This window comes from Paenibacillus sp. sgz302164, from assembly GCF_056120505.1.
Genome location: NZ_JBVYOL010000017.1, coordinates 35,269 through 57,039, shown reverse-complemented (window position 1 = coordinate 57,039; position 21,771 = coordinate 35,269). Strand labels below are relative to the sequence as shown.

19 protein-coding genes are annotated in these 21,771 nt (G+C 53.3%); 3 read left to right on the top strand and 16 right to left on the bottom strand.

Annotated features, from left to right (window positions below):
* Positions 1 to 5: 5 nt before the first annotated feature.
* From AC0LWT_RS25850 to AC0LWT_RS25820, 7 genes are all read right to left on the bottom strand, one after another.
* The gene (locus tag AC0LWT_RS25850; protein WP_474684161.1) at positions 6 to 950 is read right to left on the bottom strand and encodes a glycosyltransferase; all 945 of its coding nucleotides are present in this window, start codon (positions 948 to 950) and stop codon (positions 6 to 8) included.
* Entirely contained in the window at positions 940 to 1,635 is a 696-nt protein-coding gene (locus tag AC0LWT_RS25845) for a sugar transferase (RefSeq protein ID WP_474684160.1), read from the bottom strand. Before AC0LWT_RS25845 ends, AC0LWT_RS25850 begins: the two co-directional genes overlap by 11 nt.
* Positions 1,604 to 2,542: a UTP--glucose-1-phosphate uridylyltransferase GalU gene (gene galU, locus AC0LWT_RS25840; RefSeq protein WP_474684159.1), complete on the bottom strand. Its 939-nt coding sequence runs from the start codon at positions 2,540 to 2,542 to the stop codon at positions 1,604 to 1,606. The genes AC0LWT_RS25845 and galU overlap by 32 nt, the downstream gene beginning before the upstream one ends.
* A gap of 77 nt (positions 2,543 to 2,619) precedes the next feature.
* Positions 2,620 to 3,255 (bottom strand): CpsD/CapB family tyrosine-protein kinase, encoded by a 636-nt coding sequence (locus tag AC0LWT_RS25835; protein ID WP_474684158.1) that lies wholly within the window; start codon positions 3,253 to 3,255, stop codon positions 2,620 to 2,622.
* Positions 3,239 to 3,982, bottom strand: coding sequence for a YveK family protein (locus tag AC0LWT_RS25830; RefSeq protein WP_474684157.1), 744 nt, complete (start codon positions 3,980 to 3,982; stop codon positions 3,239 to 3,241). Before AC0LWT_RS25830 ends, AC0LWT_RS25835 begins: the two co-directional genes overlap by 17 nt.
* Before the next feature lie 155 nt (positions 3,983 to 4,137).
* A complete protein-coding gene (locus AC0LWT_RS25825) occupies positions 4,138 to 4,767 on the bottom strand; it encodes a response regulator (protein ID WP_474684156.1) in 630 nt (209 codons plus the stop codon).
* A gap of 41 nt (positions 4,768 to 4,808) precedes the next feature.
* Positions 4,809 to 6,464, bottom strand: a complete 1,656-nt coding sequence (locus AC0LWT_RS25820) for a sensor histidine kinase (protein ID WP_474684155.1) — start codon at positions 6,462 to 6,464, stop codon at positions 4,809 to 4,811.
* A 1,211-nt stretch (positions 6,465 to 7,675) separates the two neighbouring features.
* Between AC0LWT_RS25820 and AC0LWT_RS25815 the strand changes: the two genes are divergently transcribed.
* Positions 7,676 to 8,011 (top strand): helix-turn-helix domain-containing protein, encoded by a 336-nt coding sequence (locus AC0LWT_RS25815; protein WP_474684154.1) that lies wholly within the window; start codon positions 7,676 to 7,678, stop codon positions 8,009 to 8,011.
* Between the two features lie 155 nt (positions 8,012 to 8,166).
* Positions 8,167 to 8,523, top strand: a complete 357-nt coding sequence (locus AC0LWT_RS25810) for a hypothetical protein (RefSeq protein ID WP_474684153.1) — start codon at positions 8,167 to 8,169, stop codon at positions 8,521 to 8,523.
* A gap of 38 nt (positions 8,524 to 8,561) precedes the next feature.
* Here AC0LWT_RS25810 and AC0LWT_RS25805 read toward each other — a convergent pair whose 3' ends face one another.
* Both AC0LWT_RS25805 and AC0LWT_RS25800 read right to left on the bottom strand, forming a co-directional pair.
* Entirely contained in the window at positions 8,562 to 9,524 is a 963-nt protein-coding gene (locus tag AC0LWT_RS25805) for a PfkB family carbohydrate kinase (RefSeq protein ID WP_474684152.1), read from the bottom strand.
* 14 nt (positions 9,525 to 9,538) lie between these two features.
* A complete protein-coding gene (locus tag AC0LWT_RS25800; protein WP_474684151.1) occupies positions 9,539 to 10,996 on the bottom strand; it encodes a glycoside hydrolase family 32 protein in 1,458 nt (485 codons plus the stop codon).
* 944 nt (positions 10,997 to 11,940) lie between these two features.
* Here AC0LWT_RS25800 and AC0LWT_RS25795 point away from each other — a divergent pair.
* The gene (locus tag AC0LWT_RS25795; RefSeq protein ID WP_474684150.1) at positions 11,941 to 12,846 is read left to right on the top strand and encodes an alpha/beta hydrolase fold domain-containing protein; all 906 of its coding nucleotides are present in this window, start codon (positions 11,941 to 11,943) and stop codon (positions 12,844 to 12,846) included.
* Between the two features lie 247 nt (positions 12,847 to 13,093).
* Here AC0LWT_RS25795 and AC0LWT_RS25790 read toward each other — a convergent pair whose 3' ends face one another.
* The 7 genes from AC0LWT_RS25790 to AC0LWT_RS25760 form a co-directional block, all read right to left on the bottom strand.
* Positions 13,094 to 14,068 (bottom strand): LacI family DNA-binding transcriptional regulator, encoded by a 975-nt coding sequence (locus AC0LWT_RS25790; RefSeq protein ID WP_474684149.1) that lies wholly within the window; start codon positions 14,066 to 14,068, stop codon positions 13,094 to 13,096.
* Between the two features lie 508 nt (positions 14,069 to 14,576).
* Entirely contained in the window at positions 14,577 to 15,887 is a 1,311-nt protein-coding gene (locus AC0LWT_RS25785; protein ID WP_474684148.1) for a hypothetical protein, read from the bottom strand.
* A gap of 12 nt (positions 15,888 to 15,899) precedes the next feature.
* Entirely contained in the window at positions 15,900 to 16,733 is an 834-nt protein-coding gene (locus AC0LWT_RS25780; RefSeq protein WP_474684147.1) for a hypothetical protein, read from the bottom strand.
* Positions 16,730 to 17,419 carry an ABC transporter ATP-binding protein gene (locus AC0LWT_RS25775; RefSeq protein WP_474684146.1) on the bottom strand — a complete coding sequence of 230 codons (690 nt, stop codon included), beginning with the start codon at positions 17,417 to 17,419 and terminating at the stop codon, positions 16,730 to 16,732. Before AC0LWT_RS25775 ends, AC0LWT_RS25780 begins: the two co-directional genes overlap by 4 nt.
* Positions 17,420 to 17,492: 73 nt before the next feature.
* Positions 17,493 to 17,870, bottom strand: coding sequence for a GntR family transcriptional regulator (locus tag AC0LWT_RS25770; RefSeq protein ID WP_474684145.1), 378 nt, complete (start codon positions 17,868 to 17,870; stop codon positions 17,493 to 17,495).
* A gap of 514 nt (positions 17,871 to 18,384) precedes the next feature.
* Complete coding sequence (locus AC0LWT_RS25765) at positions 18,385 to 18,846, bottom strand: hypothetical protein (protein ID WP_474684144.1); 462 nt, start codon at positions 18,844 to 18,846, stop codon at positions 18,385 to 18,387.
* Between the two features lie 594 nt (positions 18,847 to 19,440).
* Positions 19,441 to 21,663, bottom strand: coding sequence for an ATP-dependent helicase (locus tag AC0LWT_RS25760; RefSeq protein ID WP_474684143.1), 2,223 nt, complete (start codon positions 21,661 to 21,663; stop codon positions 19,441 to 19,443).
* Between the last annotated feature and the right edge of the window lie 108 nt (positions 21,664 to 21,771).

The following is a 21,771-nucleotide window of genomic DNA, read 5'->3' as shown; positions in this document are numbered from 1 at the left end:
AGTCCTCACCTGGTTGATGGCATATTTTCGCGTCTTCTCAGCATATAGAGCGTTCCGCGAATGCTTTCCAGCCTGCACTGGATCAGCAGCTTCCTTCCTTCGCTGCGGGCGAGCAGCGAGTCTGCCGCAATGTACACCATCCTCGCTGCGACCGTGCCGAGTTGGAACAGCTTGCCTCCGAATCCCTGGCGCATAAGCCCGTTGGAAATGCCTTGATAATAGTAGCGCTGCAAAATCCATTCCTTGGTCAGCCGGCCGGCCGGGATGAAGTGGTCGACAGCCATGTCAGGATGATAAAGAAACGTCTTGCCTTCCTTTTTCATCTTGTCAAACAGCCACGATTCCTCGCCTGACAGCAGCAGCTGCCCTTTTCGCCCAAGCCCTGTCGGGAACGGATGGCTTTCCATAAAAGATTTGCGCATCGCCATATTGGCCCCGTATGGGTGCAGGCCCGCCGGATACGCCCTGGGCGCATCGCCCAGATTCACTATCGTGTACGGCAGTTCGAGCGCCGGAATGAGCCAATCCGGGCGATGCGTTTCAAAATTCGGGCGGATGATGCCGCCCAGCGCATCAACGTCGCGCCTGCCGCTAAAAACCGCGCATATCGTGCTTAACCATGTCGGACAAGGTATGGCGTCATCGTCCAGAAAAGCGACGACCTCTCCCCGGGCCGCCTGAACGCCCGTATTCCGTGCGACGGACAGCCCCTGACTCCGTTCGAAGCGGTAGCGGACCTCCAGCTTGCCTGTCTGACGCTCGGCAAATTGTTCCGCAACGCTGCGCGTATGATCGGTGGAATTGTTGTCCACAATGACAATTTCGGCTTTTTCGATTCCGGACAGCCCCGGCAGCGAATCCAAAGTAATCCGCAGCAAGTCGGCGCGATTATAGGTGCATACGACGATCGAGACAAGCGGCTTATCTTTGTAAGGCTGATTAAAAGGCATCTTTGGAACCAAGCAGCACCCGGACGGTTTTTACGATAATTTTCAAATCGTACCAAATGGTGCGGTTTTTGATATAGGTCAAATCCAGCTCGACCATCTCTTTGAATCCGACGCTGCTCCGCCCGCTCACCTGCCACAGCCCTGTGCAGCCCGGCGTCACGGCCAGCCGCTTTTTATCGTACGCCGTATACTCCGCGACTTCAGCCGGCAGAGCGGGGCGAGGTCCGACCAAGCTCATGTCGCCCACGAACACGTTCCACAATTGAGGTAGCTCATCGACGCTCGTTTTGCGCAAAATTTTGCCGATGCGCGTCACCCGCGGATCGTTCTTCATTTTGAACATCGCGCCGCTGACTTCGTTTTGCTCCAGCAGCTTCGCTTTCAGCTCTTCGGCGTTGGAAACCATCGATCTGAATTTATACATCGGAAACAGCGCTTCGTCTTTCCCTACGCGGTTCTGTTTAAAGAAAACCGTGCCTTTCGGATCTTCCAGCTTGATCAGCAGAGCGATGATCAGCCCTGCGGGGAGCAGGACAATCATCCCGCACAACGACAATACGATATCGAGCGCGCGTTTGAAGAACAGATACGAATCCAGGCCGCGATCCCTTGACGCCACAGTGCGGTAATAATTTTTTTGCGGTACCGCATACTCATAATCCTCCTGCAATTTTGGCAAACTCATTCTCCCTACCTCCTAAATGGTCCATAATGGACGGATATTGTTCCTTAATCAGCATGGCAGCCATAGCATCCAGTACCGGATCGCGCAAATCCTTGCTTTCGAGAGCAAAACTTAGCGTAGTGAGAATGTAACCGAGGCGTTCCCCGACGTCGTAGCGGATGCCGTCAAAATGATAAGCGAGCACCTGCTGGACCCGGTTCAGCTTTTGGATCGCGTCCGTCAGCTGAATTTCGCCGCCGGCTCCTTTTTCCTGAAGCTCCAGGTAATCGAAAATTTGCGGGGAAAATACGTACCTGCCCATGATCGCCAAATTGGAAGGGGCCGTGCCCTGCTTTGGCTTTTCCACAAAGTCGTTAACTTCGTACAACCTGTTATCCTGAGCGCCCGGATCGATGATTCCGTAACGATGCGTCACTTCGGAAGGCACAGTTTGCACGCCGATGACAGAATTTTCTGATAATTCATACTGCTCGATTAGCTGTTTCAGGCAAGGCACCCTGCCTGTGACAATATCGTCGCCTAGCAGCACCCCGAACGGCTCGTTGCCGATAAACCTTCGGGCGCACCATACGGCATGTCCGAGACCCTTGGGCTCCTTCTGGCGGATGTAGTGAATATCCACCTTGGCCGAGCGCTGCACTTCCTGGAGCAGTTCCAGCTTGCCGGTTTCCAGCAGCTTGTTCTCCAGTTCAAAAGCGTTGTCGAAATGATCTTCGATGGCCCTTTTCCCTTTGCCGGTTACGATAATGATGTCTTCAATTCCGGATTCGATTGCTTCTTCCACGATGTATTGGATAGTCGGCTTGTTGATGATCGGAAGCATCTCTTTGGGCATCGCCTTCGTTGCGGGCAAGAACCGGGTACCGAGTCCTGCCGCAGGAATAATGGCTTTCTTCACTTTTTTCATCTCTCTCATCCTCCTATCAAATTGGCGGAGCAAAACACAGGCCTGGCCGGCCCTACGAGCGATTGCCGGCCGGCGCTTCAGCCGTTCATGACGATCCCCAGCATCTTGGCGCCCGACTGCTCGAGCCGGAGCCTCGCTTGCTTGGCATGCTCGCGCTTCGTTGTGCCGTGCTTCGCTACCAGCATGACGCCGTCGCTGTATTCCGCCAGCAGCCCGGCGTCCGTGAAGCTGAGCGCGGAAGGCGAGTCGAGCAGCACGACATCGTACTGCCGCTTCAGCTCATCCAGCAGTTCCTCCATCGACCGGGAACCGAGCAGCTCCGAAGGGTTCGGCGGCTGGCCCCCTGCCGGCAGCACGTGCAGGTTAGGCACCGATGTCCGGCAGATCGCGTCTTTCGCAGCGGAAGCCGATTTCAGGCACTGCACAAGTCCGGTTTGGCCCGGCAATCCGAACAGGGTGTGCACGGAGGAGCTGCGCAAGTTACAGTCGACGACGACGACCGTTTTCCCATCCTGCGCATACGTGACGGCCAGATTCGCTACGATGGTCGTCTTGCCTTCCTGCTCGCCCGGCGAGGCGACCATGAGGACGACCCCGTCATCCGATTGTTTCACCCTCTTCTGCCTGATTGCGGTCCGCAGGGAGCGGTAAATCTCGGCGGCGGATGAAGCCGGCTCGGACGCAGTGACAAGCGTTTCACTTAACGGTGGCATACTTCGTATCACTCACCTCTCTGCTCGCAGCTTTTGAGCGGCTCCGGGCTTTATTGTTCTTGATCGGTTCGATGGTCGCAAGCACCGGCAGCCCTACGTAGTGCTCGGCTTCTTTGGCGGAACGCAGCGTGTCGTTGATGTTTTCCAGGAAAAATATGACGCCGAGGGCGGCCATCGCCGACAGTACAAAGCTGATTGCGAGATTCATGACAAGGCCGGCGCTCCCCGAGGGAGGCAGGTTGCCGGAATCGGCGGCCGTCAATATTTTGACATTGCTCATATTCATCAGGTCCGGGATTCGTTTCACAAAAGTTTGCGTAATTTCGTTTGCGATTAGCACGGCCTTGCCGTAGTTGTTGTCTTCCACTTCGACGGTGATAATATTCGTTTTATCGATGGAGCTTACTTTCAATTTCTTATCCAGCTTTTCCCTGGTTAGCACGAATTCGGGATGGTTGGCGAGCACCTCGTCGAGAATGGCGTTCGATTTGATGATCTCCTTGTAGCTGTCGATCAGATTCAAGTTCATCACGACATCGTTTAGCTGTATCGAGTCCGAATTTTTAAAAACGCTGTTGACCAACAGTTGGCTGTCGGCCTGATATACAGGCTTGATGAGCACTTTGCTGACGACGAATGTGATCATGCAGGAAAGAAGAACAAACAATGCAATAGCCCATAGCTTCTTTCGAATCAGGATGAAGTAATCCAGTATTGTCTTCTCCATAACACCCTCCCGATAGAACTGCTTGTCATTTATTTTATATGAATTACAAATATTATGATATTATCCGATATTACGATTTTTTAGGTATCAATTGGAATATCCTGCATCCCCTCTATGTACTACCCAGGCGGTATACTTTCGTACCATAACTTCCATTATGCATGCTCCACGCTGAAATGAACCAGCCCTTTGGATTGCGCATACAGGGCCGCCTGGGTCCGGTCGTTCAAATTCAATTTGTTCAAAACCTGGCTGACATGCTTCTTGACGGTAAATTCCGTAATCGTCAGCTTGCGCGCTATCCCCTGGTTGGACAGCCCTTCTCCCAGACCCATCAGAACTTCCCGCTCCTTGGGAGTCAGCCTGTCCAACTGATCGTCGTCGTCCTTTTTGATCAGCATCTCCATCAAGCCCGGATCGTAATACCGTTTCCCTTTGGAAATCAGCTTGATCGCCAGCAGCAGCTCTTCCGGCAGCGCCTCTTTGAGCACGTACCCGTCCGCCCCCGACGCTTCCGCCCGGCGCACATCCGTCTCCATCATCGAAGATGTCAGGATCATACAACGGCAGTCCGTATCTTTCAGCTTCTCCACAACTTCAAATCCCGACCGGTTGCCGAGCTTGATGTCGACAATAGCCAGGTCGGGCTTCGTTTCCTCGATCAGTTCCATCGCTTCCTCAACCATTTCCGATTCGCCCATAATTTCGATGTCCCGCTCCAGTTTCAATACGGCTGAAAGCCCTCTTCTCACCAAAGGATGGTCGTCTACAATAACAATCTTCATCGCTTATACACCTTCTTTCATCGAATGAGAAACTACCGGCTTTACCCCATAACCTCTTCCAAAGCTTTTTTGTCCTGTTGATCCATAGGGATGAACACGGAGATGCGCGTGCCCTCTCCTTGGTTGCTGGAAATTTGCAGCGTTCCGCCTAACGATTGCACGAGGAATTTCATATTGCTGAGCCCCAGTCCCGAAACTTTCGGATCCGACATCTGCACATTGACGTCAAACCCTTCCCCGTTATCGCTGACGGCCAGCTTGACCTCGCTTGGTTTCAGACATAATTCCACGACGATGGAACTGCTGGAGCCGTGTCGGATGGCATTGCCCGCAGCCTCGGAAATAATTCTGGATAAAGCTTTCTGGTGGCTGACCGGAAGGCGGTGATCGTCTCCCGTTACGTTCAGGCGGATTTTCACGGCATACAGCTTGGACAAGCTGTCCAGATGAGCCTGGACCGTGCTCAGCCAAAAGGCGGCGCCGCTTTTTCTGGAGCTGAGACTGTAAATGGTCGTGCGAAGTTCTTGCGAAGCGGTGTTGGCGGATTCCCGGATAAATTCCAGCTGTGTCTTCAGCTGGTCTGCCGGGATGTCCTGCCATTTGCGGTTGAGCGAGTGGATCGCGTACACGATGCCGAACATGTGCTGTGAGACGCTGTCATGCATTTCGTCGGCGATCCGGTTCTGCTCCTCGATAATCATCAGCTGATTTTCGATGCGCTCAAGCCGGTGCCGCTCAAGAATGACCGCGCACAGTTCGGAGAGGAAATAAAGCTGCTGCACGAACCACCGGCTTCCTTCCTCGTGATTCCAGCGTTCGATCTTGATGCCGAGCACTCCCCAAAATTTGCTCGCCGACTTGACCGGCGTGATCAGAAACTCGCCGTGGCCGGGCAAATTCATCACCGTGCAGTTGTCCTGCCTCCGCAGTCCGGTCAAATTCGACTCAATGGCTGCGCATAGGGAAGCCTCGGTATCCTTGAACCTTTTGCCTTGGACAATAAGCTTGTCCTCGTCGTCCTCACCGTTGACGTCCCAGAAGAACGCCATCTTTTGCTTCGTCAGCTTGAACGCGAACTCGGCAAAAATTTTCTGCAAGTTGCCCGATTCGCTTTGAGTGGCCGCTTCGACGATTTGATACAAGGATTTGATATGCTCCATCGTCTCGTTGGTTCGCGTATTGGCTCTCTCCAGCTTGTTTTTCATGCCGGCCAGCACCTGAATGGCAAGCGTCATCAGGAGCAGCACCAGATAAAAGTCGCTGTTGTCCAACACGATTCTCCAGATCGAGTGGTCGCTATTGCCGGCGATAAAATAAGAGAATGACGTTACGAACAGGAGGTATCCGAGCAGAATAAACCAGCAGTACACCGTGGAGAGGTAGCTTGCTGCGATCAGGGTCGGGTTCATCACACACCAGAGAAAGGGACTATCCATACCGCCGGTGGAAATCAGCAGGCAAATCATGCCGGCCATCTCCAGGCCTACGGCCACTTTGAACGTCCGGGAGCCTTTATGGCTTCTCCGGTAAAACGCCGTTATCCATTTCACCGCAATGAACAGCGCCAATACAACGCCCATTTTCCACATAGACGGCGGATTGCTGTCCCCCAACAAAAAAACGATAGAAGTGAGCGAAAGCGACGTGTATCGGTAAAAATAAATGGCGCCGTCCTCTTTTGCGGCCATTGGCTTCATCGCAGCACCATTCCTTTATGCATTTTTTTACCACATAAGAATGTTTAAGTTCTTTACAGCGCTAAAGCGCGTAGAACACATTCTTATTGGCGAATAAACCTGCCTCTAAACGCGGTCGCTCATCTTCGAAAGACCTCGATAGAGGTTTATCTCATTAATTAAATTTTCTGAATATTAATCATACTTACTTATAGGTCCTTTAGAACGAACTCTCCCCTTTCCCAAAATAGATCTTGAAAATAATTATTTCATGATCATGCACGAAAATGAATAAGTCGACAGATTCTTATCTGAAACCTTTATAGGTTTCGCTTTTTTTTCCACTTTTTTGTCCATAAACGCTGAAAATGAGCATTTTTTAGGTGCTTAGTCCCGATTTTGCCGACCCATGCGTCCATCGCATCGACCTATTTTTCGGGTTTTGCATTTTGTTACAGGATAATTTTAACCATTTTTTTGCTATGCTCTGATCCCATGTACTCTCCTACCAAAGTCTGCACTTCCATAAAAAAATGACCGGATCGAATGAATAATTTCCTCTTTTATACAAATGAATGCGTATACAAAACAACTTCGCCGCAAGCCGGGGAGCCGTCTGACGGCCTCTAGTAAAATTTACTATATCCGCCATCTGATTCTAAACGTGCCTTCGAGTGCCGCTATGGTCCTCTCTTGGGTCCGAACTCACATATTTCCTCCGACCGGCTGCACCGCGCCAAGGCCCAGGCCCGGGAAAACCGGGCAAAAAGAAAAAAGAACGCCTCGGGAGGTGTTCTTTGGGGCGTACTGGCGGGATCGAGAAATATATCGAAAGCAATCTTATATGAAGCAACTCTGTCTGCAAATCCTTACCGATTGTATGCGCGGCCGAAACAATATCCTCCGCTGTAAGCACATGGATCTGATCCGCCCTCTTTTCGATAAAATCCAATATGATTTCAACACATTCATTACATACCCTGATTCTTTCGTTCAGAATTTGTTCTTCCTCGACTACAGACTCGTACTTGCGCAGCAATTGTTCCATCCCTTCACCTTCCTTTGTAAAGTTCATGAATTCAATTCAACGTAAAGTTGAATGATGAACCGATTATAACTCAACTAAACGTTGAAAACAATCATAAAATCAACTAATAGTTGATTTTATTTAGCAGGGTGCGAAGTAATGCTACGATTATTTTCAAAAGCAGGCAAATAGGCGGTATGAATCCATGTCCCTTGGAACGCGATTAAAAAACGAACGTGACAAAAAAGGATGGTCACAAAAATATGTTGCTGACCAAATTGGAATCACTAACTCAGTTCTGTCCAATTATGAGCGCAACTATCGAGACCCCGATACTGAAACATTAAAAAAGCTTGCCGATTTGTACCAGGTAGACACAGACTATTTGCTTGGTCGCACCGACAAGCCTAAGTCGGAGACAAGCCCGTCATTTGGGGCATCCTGGACAGATGAAGAGAAAGAATTGGCAATCGCAACCGTTGAAGCATACAGAAAGAAGAAGAGGGAACTCGAGGAAAAGGCACATCGCAAAGAGCAATAACGATAAGAACCTCCCGTATACTTTCATAGGATTGAAAAAAAGACCCGTTCAAGGCCCTTGTCATAGGCTTGAAGTGGTCTTTTGTTATTTGTGCGGCCGTGTGCTTCGCTGTTCCCCCCTGCTGTTCCAGGGAAATCAAGTAGTTTCTTAGTGCTTTGATCGAAGAACTATTTCCTCCTACACCTGCTACGCCGCCATTGCAAAATCGTACAATGAATCGCTCCCTGGGAGTGCAGCCGCTCGTAAAGCTGCTGCACTGGCAGCGTGTAAAACCTGCAAAAGTGCAGGCTTTTTCCGCGAAAGTGGCCCGTTTTGGCGAAAAGCCTGCGATAGTGCAGGAATTTTTGATGAAAATGAGTCTGAACCCTTGTTCTCGACGAAAAGCCTGCACTTTTGCAGGAATTGTTCGAGGAAAGGGCTGTAACGAGCAAAAGCCTGCATTATTGCAGGCTTTCTGGAGCGGCGCCGGCTATAGGCGACTGCCGGCTACCTGGGCGGGCTGTCAGCCCTAACTCGCGCAGACTACAGCGGTAGCTGCAACTCGCGCGGCCTAGCGCGCGGCAGCAAACTGCCGCACCTCTTCCAGCGTCGGCAGCGAGGGGATCGCGCCGTGGCGCGTCGTCGTCAGCGCCGCGGCTGCGTTGGCGAAGGACAGCGCCTGCTGCATCACGCCGCTGTCCAGCTCGCGCAGCGTCCCGGCTTCGAGGCTGAGCCGGTACAGCAGCGCGCCGATGAACGAGTCGCCGGCGCCGGTCGTATCGACGGCTTGCACGGCATGTCCCGGAACCGAGACGTTTCCGGTTCGCGTATGCCATGAAGCCCCTTTTGAGCCGCGCGTATAGAGGACATGCGCGACATCGCCCGCGAACAGCGAAGCAATCGCCTCGGCTTCGTCCTCGATTCCGGTGATGAAGGCGAGCTCTTCATCGCTGATTTTGACCATATGGCTGCGCGGAATAAACTCCAGAATCGTCCGGCGGCACTCCTCCGCGCTGTTCCACAGCGGGAGCCTGACGTTCGGATCGAAGCTGATTAAGCCTCCGCGGCTTTTCATCGTTTCGATCGCTTTGATATGCGCGTACTTCACGGGCGCTTCGATCAGATCGACAGAGCCGAAGTGCAGCAAATCCCCCGCCGCGAACGGGCATGCGTCGATATCGCTTTCCTCCAGCAGCATGTCTGCGCTCGGCTTGCGGTAGAACGAAAAATCCCTGCTGCCGTCCGCCTGCAGGCTGACGAACGCGAGCGCCGTATTCGCTTGCGCGGTGCGGGATACATAACGCGTATCCACGCCAAGCCGATCCAGCGTCTCCACAAGAAAATCGCCGAAAGCGTCTTCGCCGAGCTTGCCGATAAAAGCGCTCCGCCCTCCGAGCTTCGCGACCGTACAAGCGACATTCGCCGGCGCTCCGCCCGCCGCTTTGGCAAAACTGCCGACCGCCTTCAGCGGAACGCCGGTCTCTGCAGGAATAAAATCAATCAATGCTTCGCCAATTGTATATACAGTTCTCATGTGCCGTCCTCCTCTTAACGAATGTCCCATTTGCGCAGCGAAACGATCCGGCACTGCCCTTCAGAGAAAAGCTGAATGCCCAGCGATTCCGGCCCCGGGTAGATCCGCCCGGTCATAACTTTCTCGCCGTCTTGAATGAACGCCTCGACGGAAGAGCGGTCTACGAATACGCGCAGAGCAAGCTTGTTATCCTTAAGCTCTACCGCGGTTCTGCGCTCGCCTTTCGGCCCGCTTCCCGAACGGTCGCGGTTGAAGCGCAGCAAACCGGAAACTGTATCGTAGGCGATCAGCGTCTCTTCTTCCGCACCCTGGCGCAGCTTCAAGCCGAACGCGGACGCTTCCCCCGCCTCGATGACAACATCCAGCTCGTAGCGGTCCCCCGTGCAGCCGAGCGTCAGTTCGCCGTCAAGCTCTTGTGCCGCAAGCTCATACGGCTGTTCCCGATAAGCCTCTATTTCTTGCACAGGCACGAAGAGCAGCTTGTCGCCATGCAGCCTGACTTCCCGCGGCAGAGTCATCGCCCCCGCCCAAAAGTGTCCTTGCTGAGTCGGCATGTCCGATTCCCACATGTCCATCCATCCGACCATGATGCGTCTTCCCCGATCGTCCTCGCACGTTTGCGGCGCGTAAAAATCGAACCCATAGTCGATCGGGCTGTAGCTGTCGTAATGGAACTTTCCTTCCGCCGTGTCCAGCCTGCCCAGCATGAAAACCGTGGAATGCAAATTATGATAGTTATCGCCCTGCGACGGCATGCGCTGCGGGGACATCATCAGCACGTCGCGGTCCTCCAACCGGAATAAATCCGGACATTCCCAATTATCTCCCAGCGTGCCATCGCTCCTGGCAATTTCGCCGGCGAACGTCCACTCCCGCAAATCCGCCGACCGGTACATCAAAATAATTCCGCTGCCGGCACCGTCGTTGGAGCCGAGCACGACGTAGTATTGCCCGTCCCGCTCGAACACCTTCGGATCGCGAAAATCTTTTTGGCTGGCATGAGCCGGGATTTGGGACGCAGGGATGACCGGATTGAGCCCGCTTTTCGTAAAAGCGACCCCGTCCACCGACAGCGCCAGACTCTGGGTCTGCACATAATCGCGGTCTTTATCGGGGCCTGTCACCACATGCCCGGTATACATAAGCGTCAATTGCCCGTCCTTCACAATCGCGCTGCCCGAGAAGCAGCCGTCCTTGTCGTATTCCCGGTCCGGAGCGAGCGCAACCGGCAGATACGACCAGCGGATCAAATCCCGGCTGACCGCATGCCCCCAATGCATCGGCCCCCAGACAGGCTTATACGGATAATGCTGATAAAACAAATGGTATTCTCCCTGAAAATGGACAAAACCGTTCGGATCGTTGATCCAGCCCAATTCCCCGGCCAAATGATACCCTGGCCGATAATCATTGCGAAGCAAATGCTTATTCTCGCGAATAAACGCGTCGGCCTTTTCCCTGGTATAGCTCATCGCGCACCCTTCTTTCCCATTTGGCGGAGCCCTGCTCCCCAAACCGTATCTAAGTGAGATTATAGTGATCCGCCGGTGTTATGTCAATCGCTTGACATATCGTCGAGTTTTGTTGTTTACCGGCACCTGAAAAGGGAGAATTTACCGAGGATATTGACTATAGGTACAGGCAAATCTATACTAATTTGTGTAACTATACCGATTACACTAGTTGCATCATCGAACGAGCGCAAACAGCCGCTTTTTCGCCGCCCCGCCATCCGCAAGTATTTGCTGAATTCTTGCTCGCTAGAGCTAGCAAATCTACTCGGCAACGTGGAGAAAGCCTGCAAATGTGTGACTGTTGAAAACCCGCATGCTAAAAGGCAGCATTTCTACTCGGCAACGCGCGGAAAACCTGCAAAAGTACATCTTTTTCCTCGTTGGTACGCTCAGAACGCAACATTCCTGCAAATCTGCAGGCTTTTCCACCAATATTCTAGCTTGGACCCGTTTTTATTGGGAATTCCTGCACAATTGCAGGCTTTTCCACAAAACGAACCGCTTCCGTCGAAAAAGCCTGCACTTTCGCAGGTTTTTCGGGTGGCCAATCCGCTTCACAGGCGACCGCATCGGCATGGGCGGGAAAGCGAAACACCATTGCTTCGAGCACAGCTCCCCCAAGACTTTCTCGGGCGTCCTGGATACCATCGGTGCCTTTCTCAGGTGGTTCTGGATAACGCTCGCGACTTTCTCAGGCGTTCTGAATAACATTGACGTAAGTGTTATTAGCGGTTTCACGATTCTCCGAATCCCAAATCCCGATTGCCTCGCAGAATGCCGTGCCCATGTGGTCGACCGGCCGCCGTCATGCAGCACAACACCGCGGGCTAAGAGCTGCGCGCGGTGCGAATTGCCGCAATCGGCCAGTAAAACGATCCGCCAAACTAAGGAGGAATTAACAAATGGAAGCCCCCAAATTGACTTTTCTTCAAGTCAAAGTTCCTGTGGATAACTACGAATCCGAAGATATGCAGATCGTAAGCGGAGACGAAGAAGATCGCTATATCGCCAAGTACATACCGGACATCGTTTTCGCCTCTTTCGGAGAGCGCGATATTCGTATCAATCTTATAAAGCCGGCTCACTGCAAGGGACCGTTCCCGTTGCTAGTTTACATTCAAGGATCAGGCTGGCTTCCGCAGGAACGGTATACGGCCATCCCGCAGTTATCCGATTTTGCCCATCATGGCTACGTTGTAGCAAGCGTCGAATACAGGCATTCGCTCGAAGCCAAATTTCCGGCTCAAATCCAGGACGTGAAAACGGCTATCCGGTATTTAAGAAAACATGCCGTAACCTATCAAATTGATCCGGGCCGGGTTGCTGTCTGGGGAGATTCTTCGGGAGGACATCTGGCAGCGCTTACAGGGGTCAGCGAAGGCGTAGCCGGCTTCGATTCGGATTTATTCCCGGAACAACCGAGCAGCGTCAACGCAGTTATCGATTTTTACGGGCCGACCGACATTCTTCAAATGAGCAAATATCCGTCCAGGATCGACCATGACGCGGCCGGTTCTCCCGAATCTTTGCTGATCGGCGGCCCGATTCAACAGAACAAGGAGAAGGCGGCCCTGACAAATCCGATTTTCTATATTTCCAAAGAGAAGCCGCTTCCGCCGTTTTTAATTATGCATGGCGATCAAGATGAAATCGTTCCTTTCAACCAAAGCGTTTTATTATACGAATCTTTAAAGGAAGCGGGGCATCAGGCAACCTTCTATAAGGTGAAAGGAGCGGGGCACGGGGCGCGCTTTTGGACGCCGAAGGTGCTTGATATCGTCCGCGCTTTTTTGGCGGCGCATGTATAAGAGCTGTAATTTTATTGGAGGGCATAGGCCCTCCTTTGGCTTTTCCGGTCACTCTGCCTTTATTTTGAAATCAGACGGATGGATATGCAAAAACTGCTCGACATGCCGCTGCGCATTCCGGGTCTCCGGCTCCACGGCCTGTGGACCCATTTTTATCAGGAATTCCTGCACGATTGCGGGCTTTTCCGCAAAATGAACCATATGCGCAAAAAAAGCCTTATCCCGCAAAAGGGATTCGGCTTTTCGTCTAGGTAGTTTGTCGTTCCACCAAAGTCACGGGAAGGACGTTCTCCAAAGGGACGGTTTCCCCTGCCGTCAGTCTGTCGATAATGTCGAGCGCCATCCGGCTCATCGCTTCGAGCGGCTGTCTGATCGTGGTCAGCCCCGGCGTCACCAGCGAGGAGAATTGAATATCGTCGTAGCCGATCAGTTTCAACTGCTCCGGAATTCGAATTCCGAGCGATGTGCAAGCTTTGATCATATAGTAGGCGATCATGTCGCTGCTTGCAAAAACGCCGTCCACCTCCGGATAGTCGGCCAGCATCCGCCTGACCGCCCTTTCGTAGTCGCCGCTTTCGAACACATCCGTTCCGAGCTCGATAATGACGGGCTCCAGCGAATGCCGTTTGAGCGTTGCCATAAACCCCTCGGTCCGGCGGTTGCCCAGCATGTCCAGGGACAAATTGCCGCAAATATGCCCAATGTTTCTGCATCCCTTGCGGATCAGCAATTCCGCCGCCAATACGCCGCCCTGATAGTTATCCGAGGATACGTAGGGGATATCCGCAATGCGCCGGTCAAACGTCACGACGGGCTTGCGAAGCTGTAAATACTCAAGCACATCCAGCGTGTGGCTGCCCATAATAATGCCATCGACGCGATTGCTCTTGAGCATATCGATATATTCTTTTTCCTTCGCCTGGTCGAGCCGGGAATTGCACAGTAAAATTTTGTACCCTTTGAGAGAGGCGTAATTTTCCAGCTTATTCGCCAGCTCCCCGAAAAAAGGATGAGCAACGGCGGGAATGATCAATCCCAGCATCATCGATTTTTTGCGCATAAGCGAGCGCGCGATTTCATTGGGCTGATACTGCAGCTCTTCCATGACTTTATGTACTTTTTGCCGGGTAGCGTCGCTAATATAGCCACGGTTATTGAGAACCCTGGAAACCGTTGTAACGGTTACTCCCGCTTTCTCAGCCACATCCTTGATCGTCGCCATCTGTTCGTCCTCTTCCGCATGCAAATTTACAAAAGTATAGCACGGCCGCAGCGGGAAATAAAGCGCCGCCGATAGTACGGCAGCCGACGCTCCAACCGCCACCGCCAAAAAACGGCGGCGCGGAATCGGCCTGCCTGCCGCTTATTCCAACGGGATTTTCTCCATAGTCATGCGAACATCCTTAACAATTATCGTAGCACAACCAACTGAAAGTGCACTGAATGTGCGCTGAAAATACGCTGTCAGGTCATACGGGTTCTATGACGTGAAGTATTCCGATTACAGACTCGATACTCCGAGGAGCGGACGCGTATGGCCCTTCGATCAATGAGATAAACCTCTATCGAGGTCTTTTCGAAGATGAGCGACCGCGTTTAGAGGTAGGTTTATTCGCCAATAAGAATGCTGTTCTACGCGCTTTAGCGCTGTAAAGAACTTAAACATTCTTATGTGGTAACGAAAAAACCTCCAGACCGCTGCATGCGCGCAGCGCCGGAGGTTCTTCGTATTACGACGGCGGCAGAAGGGCCCAGGCCGACTGCCGGGACGGCTCTTCTTGCTGTTTGCCTTCTATATCAAAAATCGTCAAATTTCTAAACTTCCGATTATCGTTGGTCGCGACCGCGCCCTGATAAACGACCGTTCCGTTGTCCAGTTCGGCGATGACTACCCTTGGAGGGGATGTTTCATCCTTCATCGAGTTAACCAGCATGTATATACGATTATTCGCAATACTTGCGGTTCGCACCTCTTCCCCGCCTTTGCCCCCGTCTTTGAACGCTATCGTCAGATCTTTCATAATTTTGTTGTCCGCCAGACTATATCGGATAACACGGGGCCCTTTGGGGTCCTTCCATGAGGTCAGGAACAGCTCGTTCCCGGAGTGTCTGACTGTGACGGCATCGGTTTCTTTCAGCAAACTTGTTATCGCTGCATCCTGTATCACCGCCAGCTTGCCGCTTGGTATGTCGTAGACAATCAGTTCCTCTTTATCCTTCACATACTCCCGAGAAGCAACCGTTTCCGATGATTGTTTTGCCGTATTCTTTTTGGAATATGTAAGATTAAAAATAGCGTAGCGGCTTGCCTTCGTCGGATTCGCCTCAAGCACACCCCCGATGTCGATCGGGTTATCGTCGTCCTGTACAAGACCGGTTAAAATCGCCTGATCCTCGGCCACAGTTTTCGCGTCCAAATTCAGCGTATACAGATGAACTTCCGAAATGTAGCTTCCCTGCTTGTTTGGATTTCGCTTGGAATTATATGTAATCAGCTTCATATTCTGACCGTCGATTTGAACTTCAGCCATATTCAGATTATTATATTCGTTCTCCCTTGGCACATTGACCTCGAAGGAAGAGCTTTCTTTCCGCGACTTATCGTATACCGACACGGCAAAACGGAAATTGAAAGGATGGAAGGCTAAAAAATTGCTTTTTTTCGAATCGGACTCGTATTTGATATCCGCATACCCGATAATGCGGTCATCCTCGTAGACGCCGCCGAGGTTTCTTTTCCCCCGCATGAACGAACGGTGTTCCTTCACAAGCTTGTTAAAGTCATCGTTAAACATATTATAAGCATCCGTTATTTCCCGAACGGACTGCTCGTTGCGATACAGGCTTCCGGCCGAACTGATACTGAGCGGTTCATTTCTGTAATTAGCTTGAAGTGAGACCGGAAAAGCCTCCTTCTCGTTGCCTTCCTGCCACTTCAAAACGTATTGCGGATAAGCACCGCTGGACAGCCATATATAATAAATGCCTATGCACACAACGATAAGAGGAATGAGCACGGCTAATTTCCAATAACGCTTCATTCTTACTCCTCCTTAGACGGTTACCTTGTTACGAAGCAGATAGGAACTGAACCACAGCGAGACGCCCAGCACCACAAGCCCGGCGACGGCTTCCATCAAATATAACTCGCTGCGATAAAAATAATTCGGAAGCAGGTTTTTAGCGATGAACATGGGCAATAGGAGCAATAAACCGGCCAGTGCCGCATAAACAATGCCTGCGACGATTCCCTTGATGCGGAAGCTGCGTTCCAGCAAAATGGTCGCAAAAACGACCGTTACTGCCATAATTCCAGCGCCGTAATACAGGACGAACTGAATGAAATGCCGGGGAATGATCGTATTCAAGTTGGAACTGCTTGAAATCAGCTCCCCCATGGATACAGGAACCCTGAATTCACTCGGAATCATCAGATTGAAAAAGAGCAGCTGCGGCCGAAGAATCAGCAGTTGGAAAGCGACAAATCCCAGCACAAACAGCAGAATGGCGCTCAGCTTGGCCCAAAACACATTCATCCGCGAAGTCGGAAGCATGAGAAGCCGGTAGGCAAAAGTATGTTTGCCGAACCAGTCCCGATACCAGATCAGGAATACATACAGCAGGAGCGCCGCCGCACACAAAGAAAATGGCGCTTCAAACCAGGAAGACGAGATCGTATGTTCAAAGCTCGCCGGCCGAAAACGGGCGGTGTATTCGGCTGCGGTTAAAGAATCATTGTACATTCTTTCGTCAGCAATACTCGTATAATTATGGGCGTACAAAAACACGCCGGTCATTTGCGAGAGCAGAACTACAAGCCATAATACACCGTAAATTTTGGCGAACCGGTTCAATTCCCAGCTCAGAAGCTTCCAGTAACGATTCATGCCAAATACACCTCTCTCATCACGTCCACGACGGACTTGCCTTCTTTCATGCGGATATCTTCCGCGATAAACTCTTTCATCACCCTGCCTTGGTCAAGCAGCACGACCTTGTCGATCAAATGCTCGATATCATGAATTTCGTGCGTCGTAATGATGACCCCGCGTTCTTCGATCAAATGGCTGGTGAACACGGCGGCAATCTGCTCCCTGCTGAAAATATCGATCCCGGAAAAAGGCTCGTCCATCAATACATAATCCGCGTCAAGCGACAAGCCGAGCAGCAGATTGACCTTAGCCGCGTTCCCTTTCGATAGATCGCTGATCCGGTCCCCTTCCTTCAGCTTGAAAAAAGCGAGCAGTTCCACAGCGCGTCGCACGTTCCAGGATTCATAAAAATCCTGCATAAAGTCCATCGCCTCACTGATCTTCATAGAGGGCGGCATCGTCAGCGTATCCGGAATATATGCGATTTTTTCGTAGAGCCGCTTATTCATCGGCTGGCCGTCGATCCGAATATGGCCGCCGCTAACCGGCGTCAGCCCCATAATGGATTTCAGGACCGTTGACTTGCCTACCCCATTCATGCCTACCAGGCACGTGATCTGGCCTTTCTCCGCTGTGAACGTAACTTCGTCCAGCACTCTTTTTCTTCCGTATTTCTTGCTTATCCGGTTCACTTCAACCATAGGGCAACCTCCTTCAAGTCTTCCTTCAGAAAAACCGGCTTCAGACAACGTCAGCTGCTCCTTAGCCCGTCTCCTATTCCTTAGCCCGCTCCGATTCGTATTTGTCCTTGACAATTTGCATCAGCTCGTCGACGGGCACCGCGATTTTCTTGACCGAATTCACGAACACTTCGACCGCTTCCCGAATGAGCTCCTCCCGAATCAAGCTCAGCACCCGCTCATCCGTCGTAATACGGCTCGGGGAATTGCCTTCCGTCGTAATCAATTTCTGCTCCTCCATTTCCTTATAAGCCCGCTGCACCGTATTGGGATTAATCTGGAGCAATCCTGCCAGCTCCCTGCGGGACGGTATCTCCTGGCCTGCCGCCAATCTGCCGGTCGCAATCTCCTCTTTAAAGTACCGCACCACCTGCAAATACACCGGATCGCGATTATTAAACGTAACGTTCATCGGCCCATCTCCCTAAGTTCCTTTCTCGTGAAGCCTGACCAAACAGTCCTCGAAACCAGCATTCCGAAAAAACGAAGTGTGTGTACTAAGTAGTTCATACACTATGGGTGTACTATACCCTTAATACAGTGGTCGTGTCAATAATAAAATACACGAACGATTCTCGGAGTCGTTCGTGTATGGGGGGCTCGGGCGCCGGACGGGGCGCCTAGGCCCGGAGCGGTGGTGGTTGGCGGTGCTCCGGCAGGGAGCGGGGCGCACAACTGAGCGCCTAGCCTCGGCGCGGCGGTGGTTGGCGGTGCTACGGCAGGGAGCGGGGCGCACGGCTCAGCGCCTAGCCTCGGCGCGGTGGTGGTTGGCAGCGCTCCGGCGGGGAGCGGGCACCCGGCTCAGCGCCTAGCCTCGGCGCGGCGGTGGTTGGCGGTGCTACGGCAGGGAGCGGGGCGCACGGCTCAGCGCCTAGCCTCGGCGCGGTGGTGGTTGGCAGCGCTCCGGCGGGGAGCGGGCACCCGGCTCAGCGCCTAGCCTCGGCGCGGTGGTGGTTGGCATCGGCTTGGCGAGTCCCCCCCTCCCGGCCCCCGGCTCCGGCGATGATCTGAAGAGCGGCAAATAGCTTGCTCGACAAAATCACCACCCATCGCAAAAAAGTCTGCAAAGTCAGATTGTTGATAAAGTGACGAGTTAGAGGAACCAGAGTAGGTACAGCCGCTCTTCCCCGACCCACGCCCTCCTGCACGGGTTGCGGTGCTGAAGTGGTGGGGACAAGACGGCGGCAGGGAGAAAACCTGCAAAAGTGCAGGTTTTCTTCGTAGAAATGGTTCATTTTGGCGAAATGCCTGCAATTGTGCAGGAATTTTCGATGAAAATGAACCAGAGCCCCTGTTCGCGGCGAAAAGCCTGCACAATTGCAGGAATTTTTCGCTGCCAGCACATTAACGAGCAAAAAACTGTACTTTTGCAGGTTTTCTTCGCGCAACTAGAATGCGACCCGCTTCGACGTGTGGGTTTCTGGGCTGCCCGCAATTTCGCAGCTTTCTGGGCTCCTCCCCCGCAGCTTCACAAAAGGCTGGGCTGAACCTGTGGGCAGCAACCAACCAAAACTTTCGCAACAACCAGCGAAAGTACATCTTTTGCCGCTTTATGCGCCTGCCGCGGAGCGCTTCCGCCCAAAGGCCCCCACCCCGCCCCGCACGAATCCCGGACGTACGGGCCGGGGGGGGGCCGGCGCCCCGCGCGAATCCCGAACGTACGGGCCGGGGGAGGGCCGGCGCCCCGCGTGAATCCCGAACGCACGGGCCGGGGGAGGGCCGGCGCCCCGCACGAATCCCGGACGCACGGGCCGGGGTAGGCCCGGCGCCCCGCGCGAATCCCGAACGCACGGGCCGGGGTAGGCCCGGCGCCCGGCCCCCGCGATTCCCGCACGCGAGTCGGCGCCGGCGCCTGGCGGCGGTCAACCCCCAGCGGCGGCCCTGCCGCTTTGGCGGCGCCGCACCGCGGGGCGACCCTCCCGCGCCTGCAACCGCGTGCGGTCCGGCGGCCCCGGCCGCCAGCGCTGCCGCGAACCGCCGGGTCACCCCGGCTCGAGCAGGCCCCTTTCCAGGCAGGCCGCGACGGACAGCCGCTTCTCCCCGGCCTGGAAACGGATCAAAATCGTTTCGCTCCCGAGCGACACGATTTCCCCGTTTCCGAATACGCCGTGCCTGACGGCGCCGCCTGCCTGCAGCCGGTCCCTCCCGCGGATCGCGCGCGGGTTGACGGGGGCCGGCGCGGCCATTTTCACCGTAACCGTAAGCGCCCGCGGCAGCTCCTTTTTAACCGGCGCAGGCTTGCCAGGCTGCAGCAAAAGCCGGACATCCGCAACAAATTGGGATTCCGCAGCCTTTTCCCCGTCCCTCGCTCTGTAAGTCAGCAGCTCCAGGTGCGTACGGGCACGCGTCATGCCGACGTAGAACAGCCGCGCGGATTCCTCCATCTGCGCTTTGCTGCCTTTGGCGAATTTTTGAATATCGTCCGCCGCGGGCAGGATGCCGTCGACTAAATCGACCATGAACACCTGGTCGAACTCCAGACCTTTGGCGCTGTGCAGGGTGGACAATGTGACCGCATTTTCATGCTTGTTGAACTTCGACGTTTTCAGCGCCGATTCCAGATGTTTGAGCCGGGCCGCAAACTCCTCCATCGTCTCCAGCGTATCGGCGATCGCTTCCAGCGTGTTCAAAATGCCGATCAACGCCTCCCTGCGAAAGCCGAGCCGCTCGCACATTTTGTCGATCGCCTTCTCGTATCCGAGCGGCCCCCGGATCATGCGGATAGCGTGGAGCGGAGCGACGCCTCTCATTTGCTGAAAAGTTTCTTTGGCTTCCTTCAGCTGCTTTACCTGGTAATCCTGCAGCGGGACGCGGTCCAGCAATGTATCGAATACCGAGACTTGGCCGTCTGCAATGCCCATAAGCGCCGCCATCTGCTTTTTCGTAATATAGCCGATGCATTTGGTATGAATTTTCTCCAGCAGGTCCGGACGACGGTCGCTAAAGCTCATGCGCATAAAGTTCAATACGTCTTCAACGACCCAATGGGAAAAAAAGCGGTTATCGGTGTCCTTCATGTAAAAAGGGATGCCGGCCCGGTCGAATTCGTTCATCAGCATGATCGAGGACGCGTTGTTCCGGTAAAGTACGGCCGCCTCGCGCAGATCGGCAAACTCCGCCACTTTTTCCGCCACGTACTTGGACTGATATTTATAATCGGCGAAGCTTCTCAGGACGATCGGCTTTTGCCGGGGATTGTGCGTAAACATGTTTTTGTCGTAACGGTTCTTGTTGCGCTTGATAAAACGGTTCGCCACATCAACGATATCCTTCGAGGAGCGGTAATTTTGCTCCATCATCAGCGTCGCCGCATGCGGATATACGCTGCGAAAATTGATCAGGTACTCCGGCTCCGCCGCCCGCCACGTATAGATACTCTGATCGTCGTCGGCCACGACGCACAAATTGCCGTGCTTGCGCACCAGCTTTTCGATGATCGCATGCTGCACGAGCGAGGTGTCCTGACTTTCGTCCGTCAGCACGTAATCATACCTTTGCTGGTATTTCCGCAAAAGCCCTCTATCCTCCTCAAGCGCCTGATTGCCAAGCGTCAGCATGTCGTCATAATCGATCAAAAGCTTGTCCGCGCCGGACTGCTTGAAAGTCTCGTACTGCCGCATAACCGCCTCCGCCAGCGGAACGTCGCACGGAACCCCGGCCCATTCGTGCTGCGGAAGCATTTTGTTCTTGACGAAGCTGATGTATGTAGTCAGCTCTTCCATCTGGTCGTCGGTGATATTCTCGCCTGCGATCTCCTGAAACAGCCGGCGCAAAATAAACTTTTTGTGCAGCGGCGGACGTTCCGGGTCGAATAGCCCCTGCTCCTCCAGGTTCACTTCCCCCTCGATCAGCTGATACGTGGTTCCCGACCTGCGCAAATGCTCCCGCATCACTTCAAACGCCAAACTATGTATCGTCGAAAAATGAACGGGCGGCACCCCGGGGAAAAAGCGCTTGAACCGCTCCTGCATGTCGGCTGCCGCGGCCCGGCTGAAGGTCACAGCCTTGATTCTCTCCGGCTTCACTCCTTTTTCCTCAATGAGGTAGCCGATTCTCATCATGAGTGTCGTCGTCTTCCCGGAACCGGGCGACGCCAGGAGCAGCAGCGCTCCGTCGGTATGAAGAACCGCCCTTTTCTGGGCGTCGTTCAGGGCCACGCCCGTTTCCCGCTTTTTGCGGTCAAAAAAATGTTCCCTGGTCAACATGGTACAAACCCTCTTTGCAATGAACATGATCATTCGCTATTATAATCGATTGCCCATATTCATGCTATTCAAACCAAACGGCACTTTTGCAAATTATCTTCGCGCAGC

What these genes read in the sequence shown, in the direction of transcription:
- AC0LWT_RS25790 (WP_474684149.1), bottom strand. Translation starts at nt 14,068, where the DNA reads ATGGCGACGATCAAGGATGTGGCTGAGAAAGCGGGAGTAACCGTTACA.
- AC0LWT_RS25820 (WP_474684155.1), bottom strand. Translation starts at nt 6,464, where the DNA reads ATGAAGCCAATGGCCGCAAAAGAGGACGGCGCCATTTATTTTTACCGA.
- AC0LWT_RS25775 (WP_474684146.1), bottom strand. Translation starts at nt 17,419, where the DNA reads ATGGTTGAAGTGAACCGGATAAGCAAGAAATACGGAAGAAAAAGAGTG.
- AC0LWT_RS25785 (WP_474684148.1), bottom strand. Translation starts at nt 15,887, where the DNA reads ATGAAGCGTTATTGGAAATTAGCCGTGCTCATTCCTCTTATCGTTGTG.
- AC0LWT_RS25780 (WP_474684147.1), bottom strand. Translation starts at nt 16,733, where the DNA reads ATGAATCGTTACTGGAAGCTTCTGAGCTGGGAATTGAACCGGTTCGCC.
- AC0LWT_RS25800 (WP_474684151.1), bottom strand. Translation starts at nt 10,996, where the DNA reads ATGAGCTATACCAGGGAAAAGGCCGACGCGTTTATTCGCGAGAATAAG.
- AC0LWT_RS25825 (WP_474684156.1), bottom strand. Translation starts at nt 4,767, where the DNA reads ATGAAGATTGTTATTGTAGACGACCATCCTTTGGTGAGAAGAGGGCTT.
- galU (WP_474684159.1), bottom strand. Translation starts at nt 2,542, where the DNA reads ATGAAAAAAGTGAAGAAAGCCATTATTCCTGCGGCAGGACTCGGTACC.
- AC0LWT_RS25850 (WP_474684161.1), bottom strand. Translation starts at nt 950, where the DNA reads ATGCCTTTTAATCAGCCTTACAAAGATAAGCCGCTTGTCTCGATCGTC.
- AC0LWT_RS25815 (WP_474684154.1), top strand. Translation starts at nt 7,676, where the DNA reads ATGTCCCTTGGAACGCGATTAAAAAACGAACGTGACAAAAAAGGATGG.
- AC0LWT_RS25835 (WP_474684158.1), bottom strand. Translation starts at nt 3,255, where the DNA reads ATGCCACCGTTAAGTGAAACGCTTGTCACTGCGTCCGAGCCGGCTTCA.
- AC0LWT_RS25845 (WP_474684160.1), bottom strand. Translation starts at nt 1,635, where the DNA reads ATGAGTTTGCCAAAATTGCAGGAGGATTATGAGTATGCGGTACCGCAA.
- AC0LWT_RS25805 (WP_474684152.1), bottom strand. Translation starts at nt 9,524, where the DNA reads ATGAGAACTGTATATACAATTGGCGAAGCATTGATTGATTTTATTCCT.
- AC0LWT_RS25830 (WP_474684157.1), bottom strand. Translation starts at nt 3,982, where the DNA reads ATGGAGAAGACAATACTGGATTACTTCATCCTGATTCGAAAGAAGCTA.
- AC0LWT_RS25760 (WP_474684143.1), bottom strand. Translation starts at nt 21,663, where the DNA reads ATGTTGACCAGGGAACATTTTTTTGACCGCAAAAAGCGGGAAACGGGC.
- AC0LWT_RS25770 (WP_474684145.1), bottom strand. Translation starts at nt 17,870, where the DNA reads ATGAACGTTACGTTTAATAATCGCGATCCGGTGTATTTGCAGGTGGTG.
- AC0LWT_RS25795 (WP_474684150.1), top strand. Translation starts at nt 11,941, where the DNA reads ATGGAAGCCCCCAAATTGACTTTTCTTCAAGTCAAAGTTCCTGTGGAT.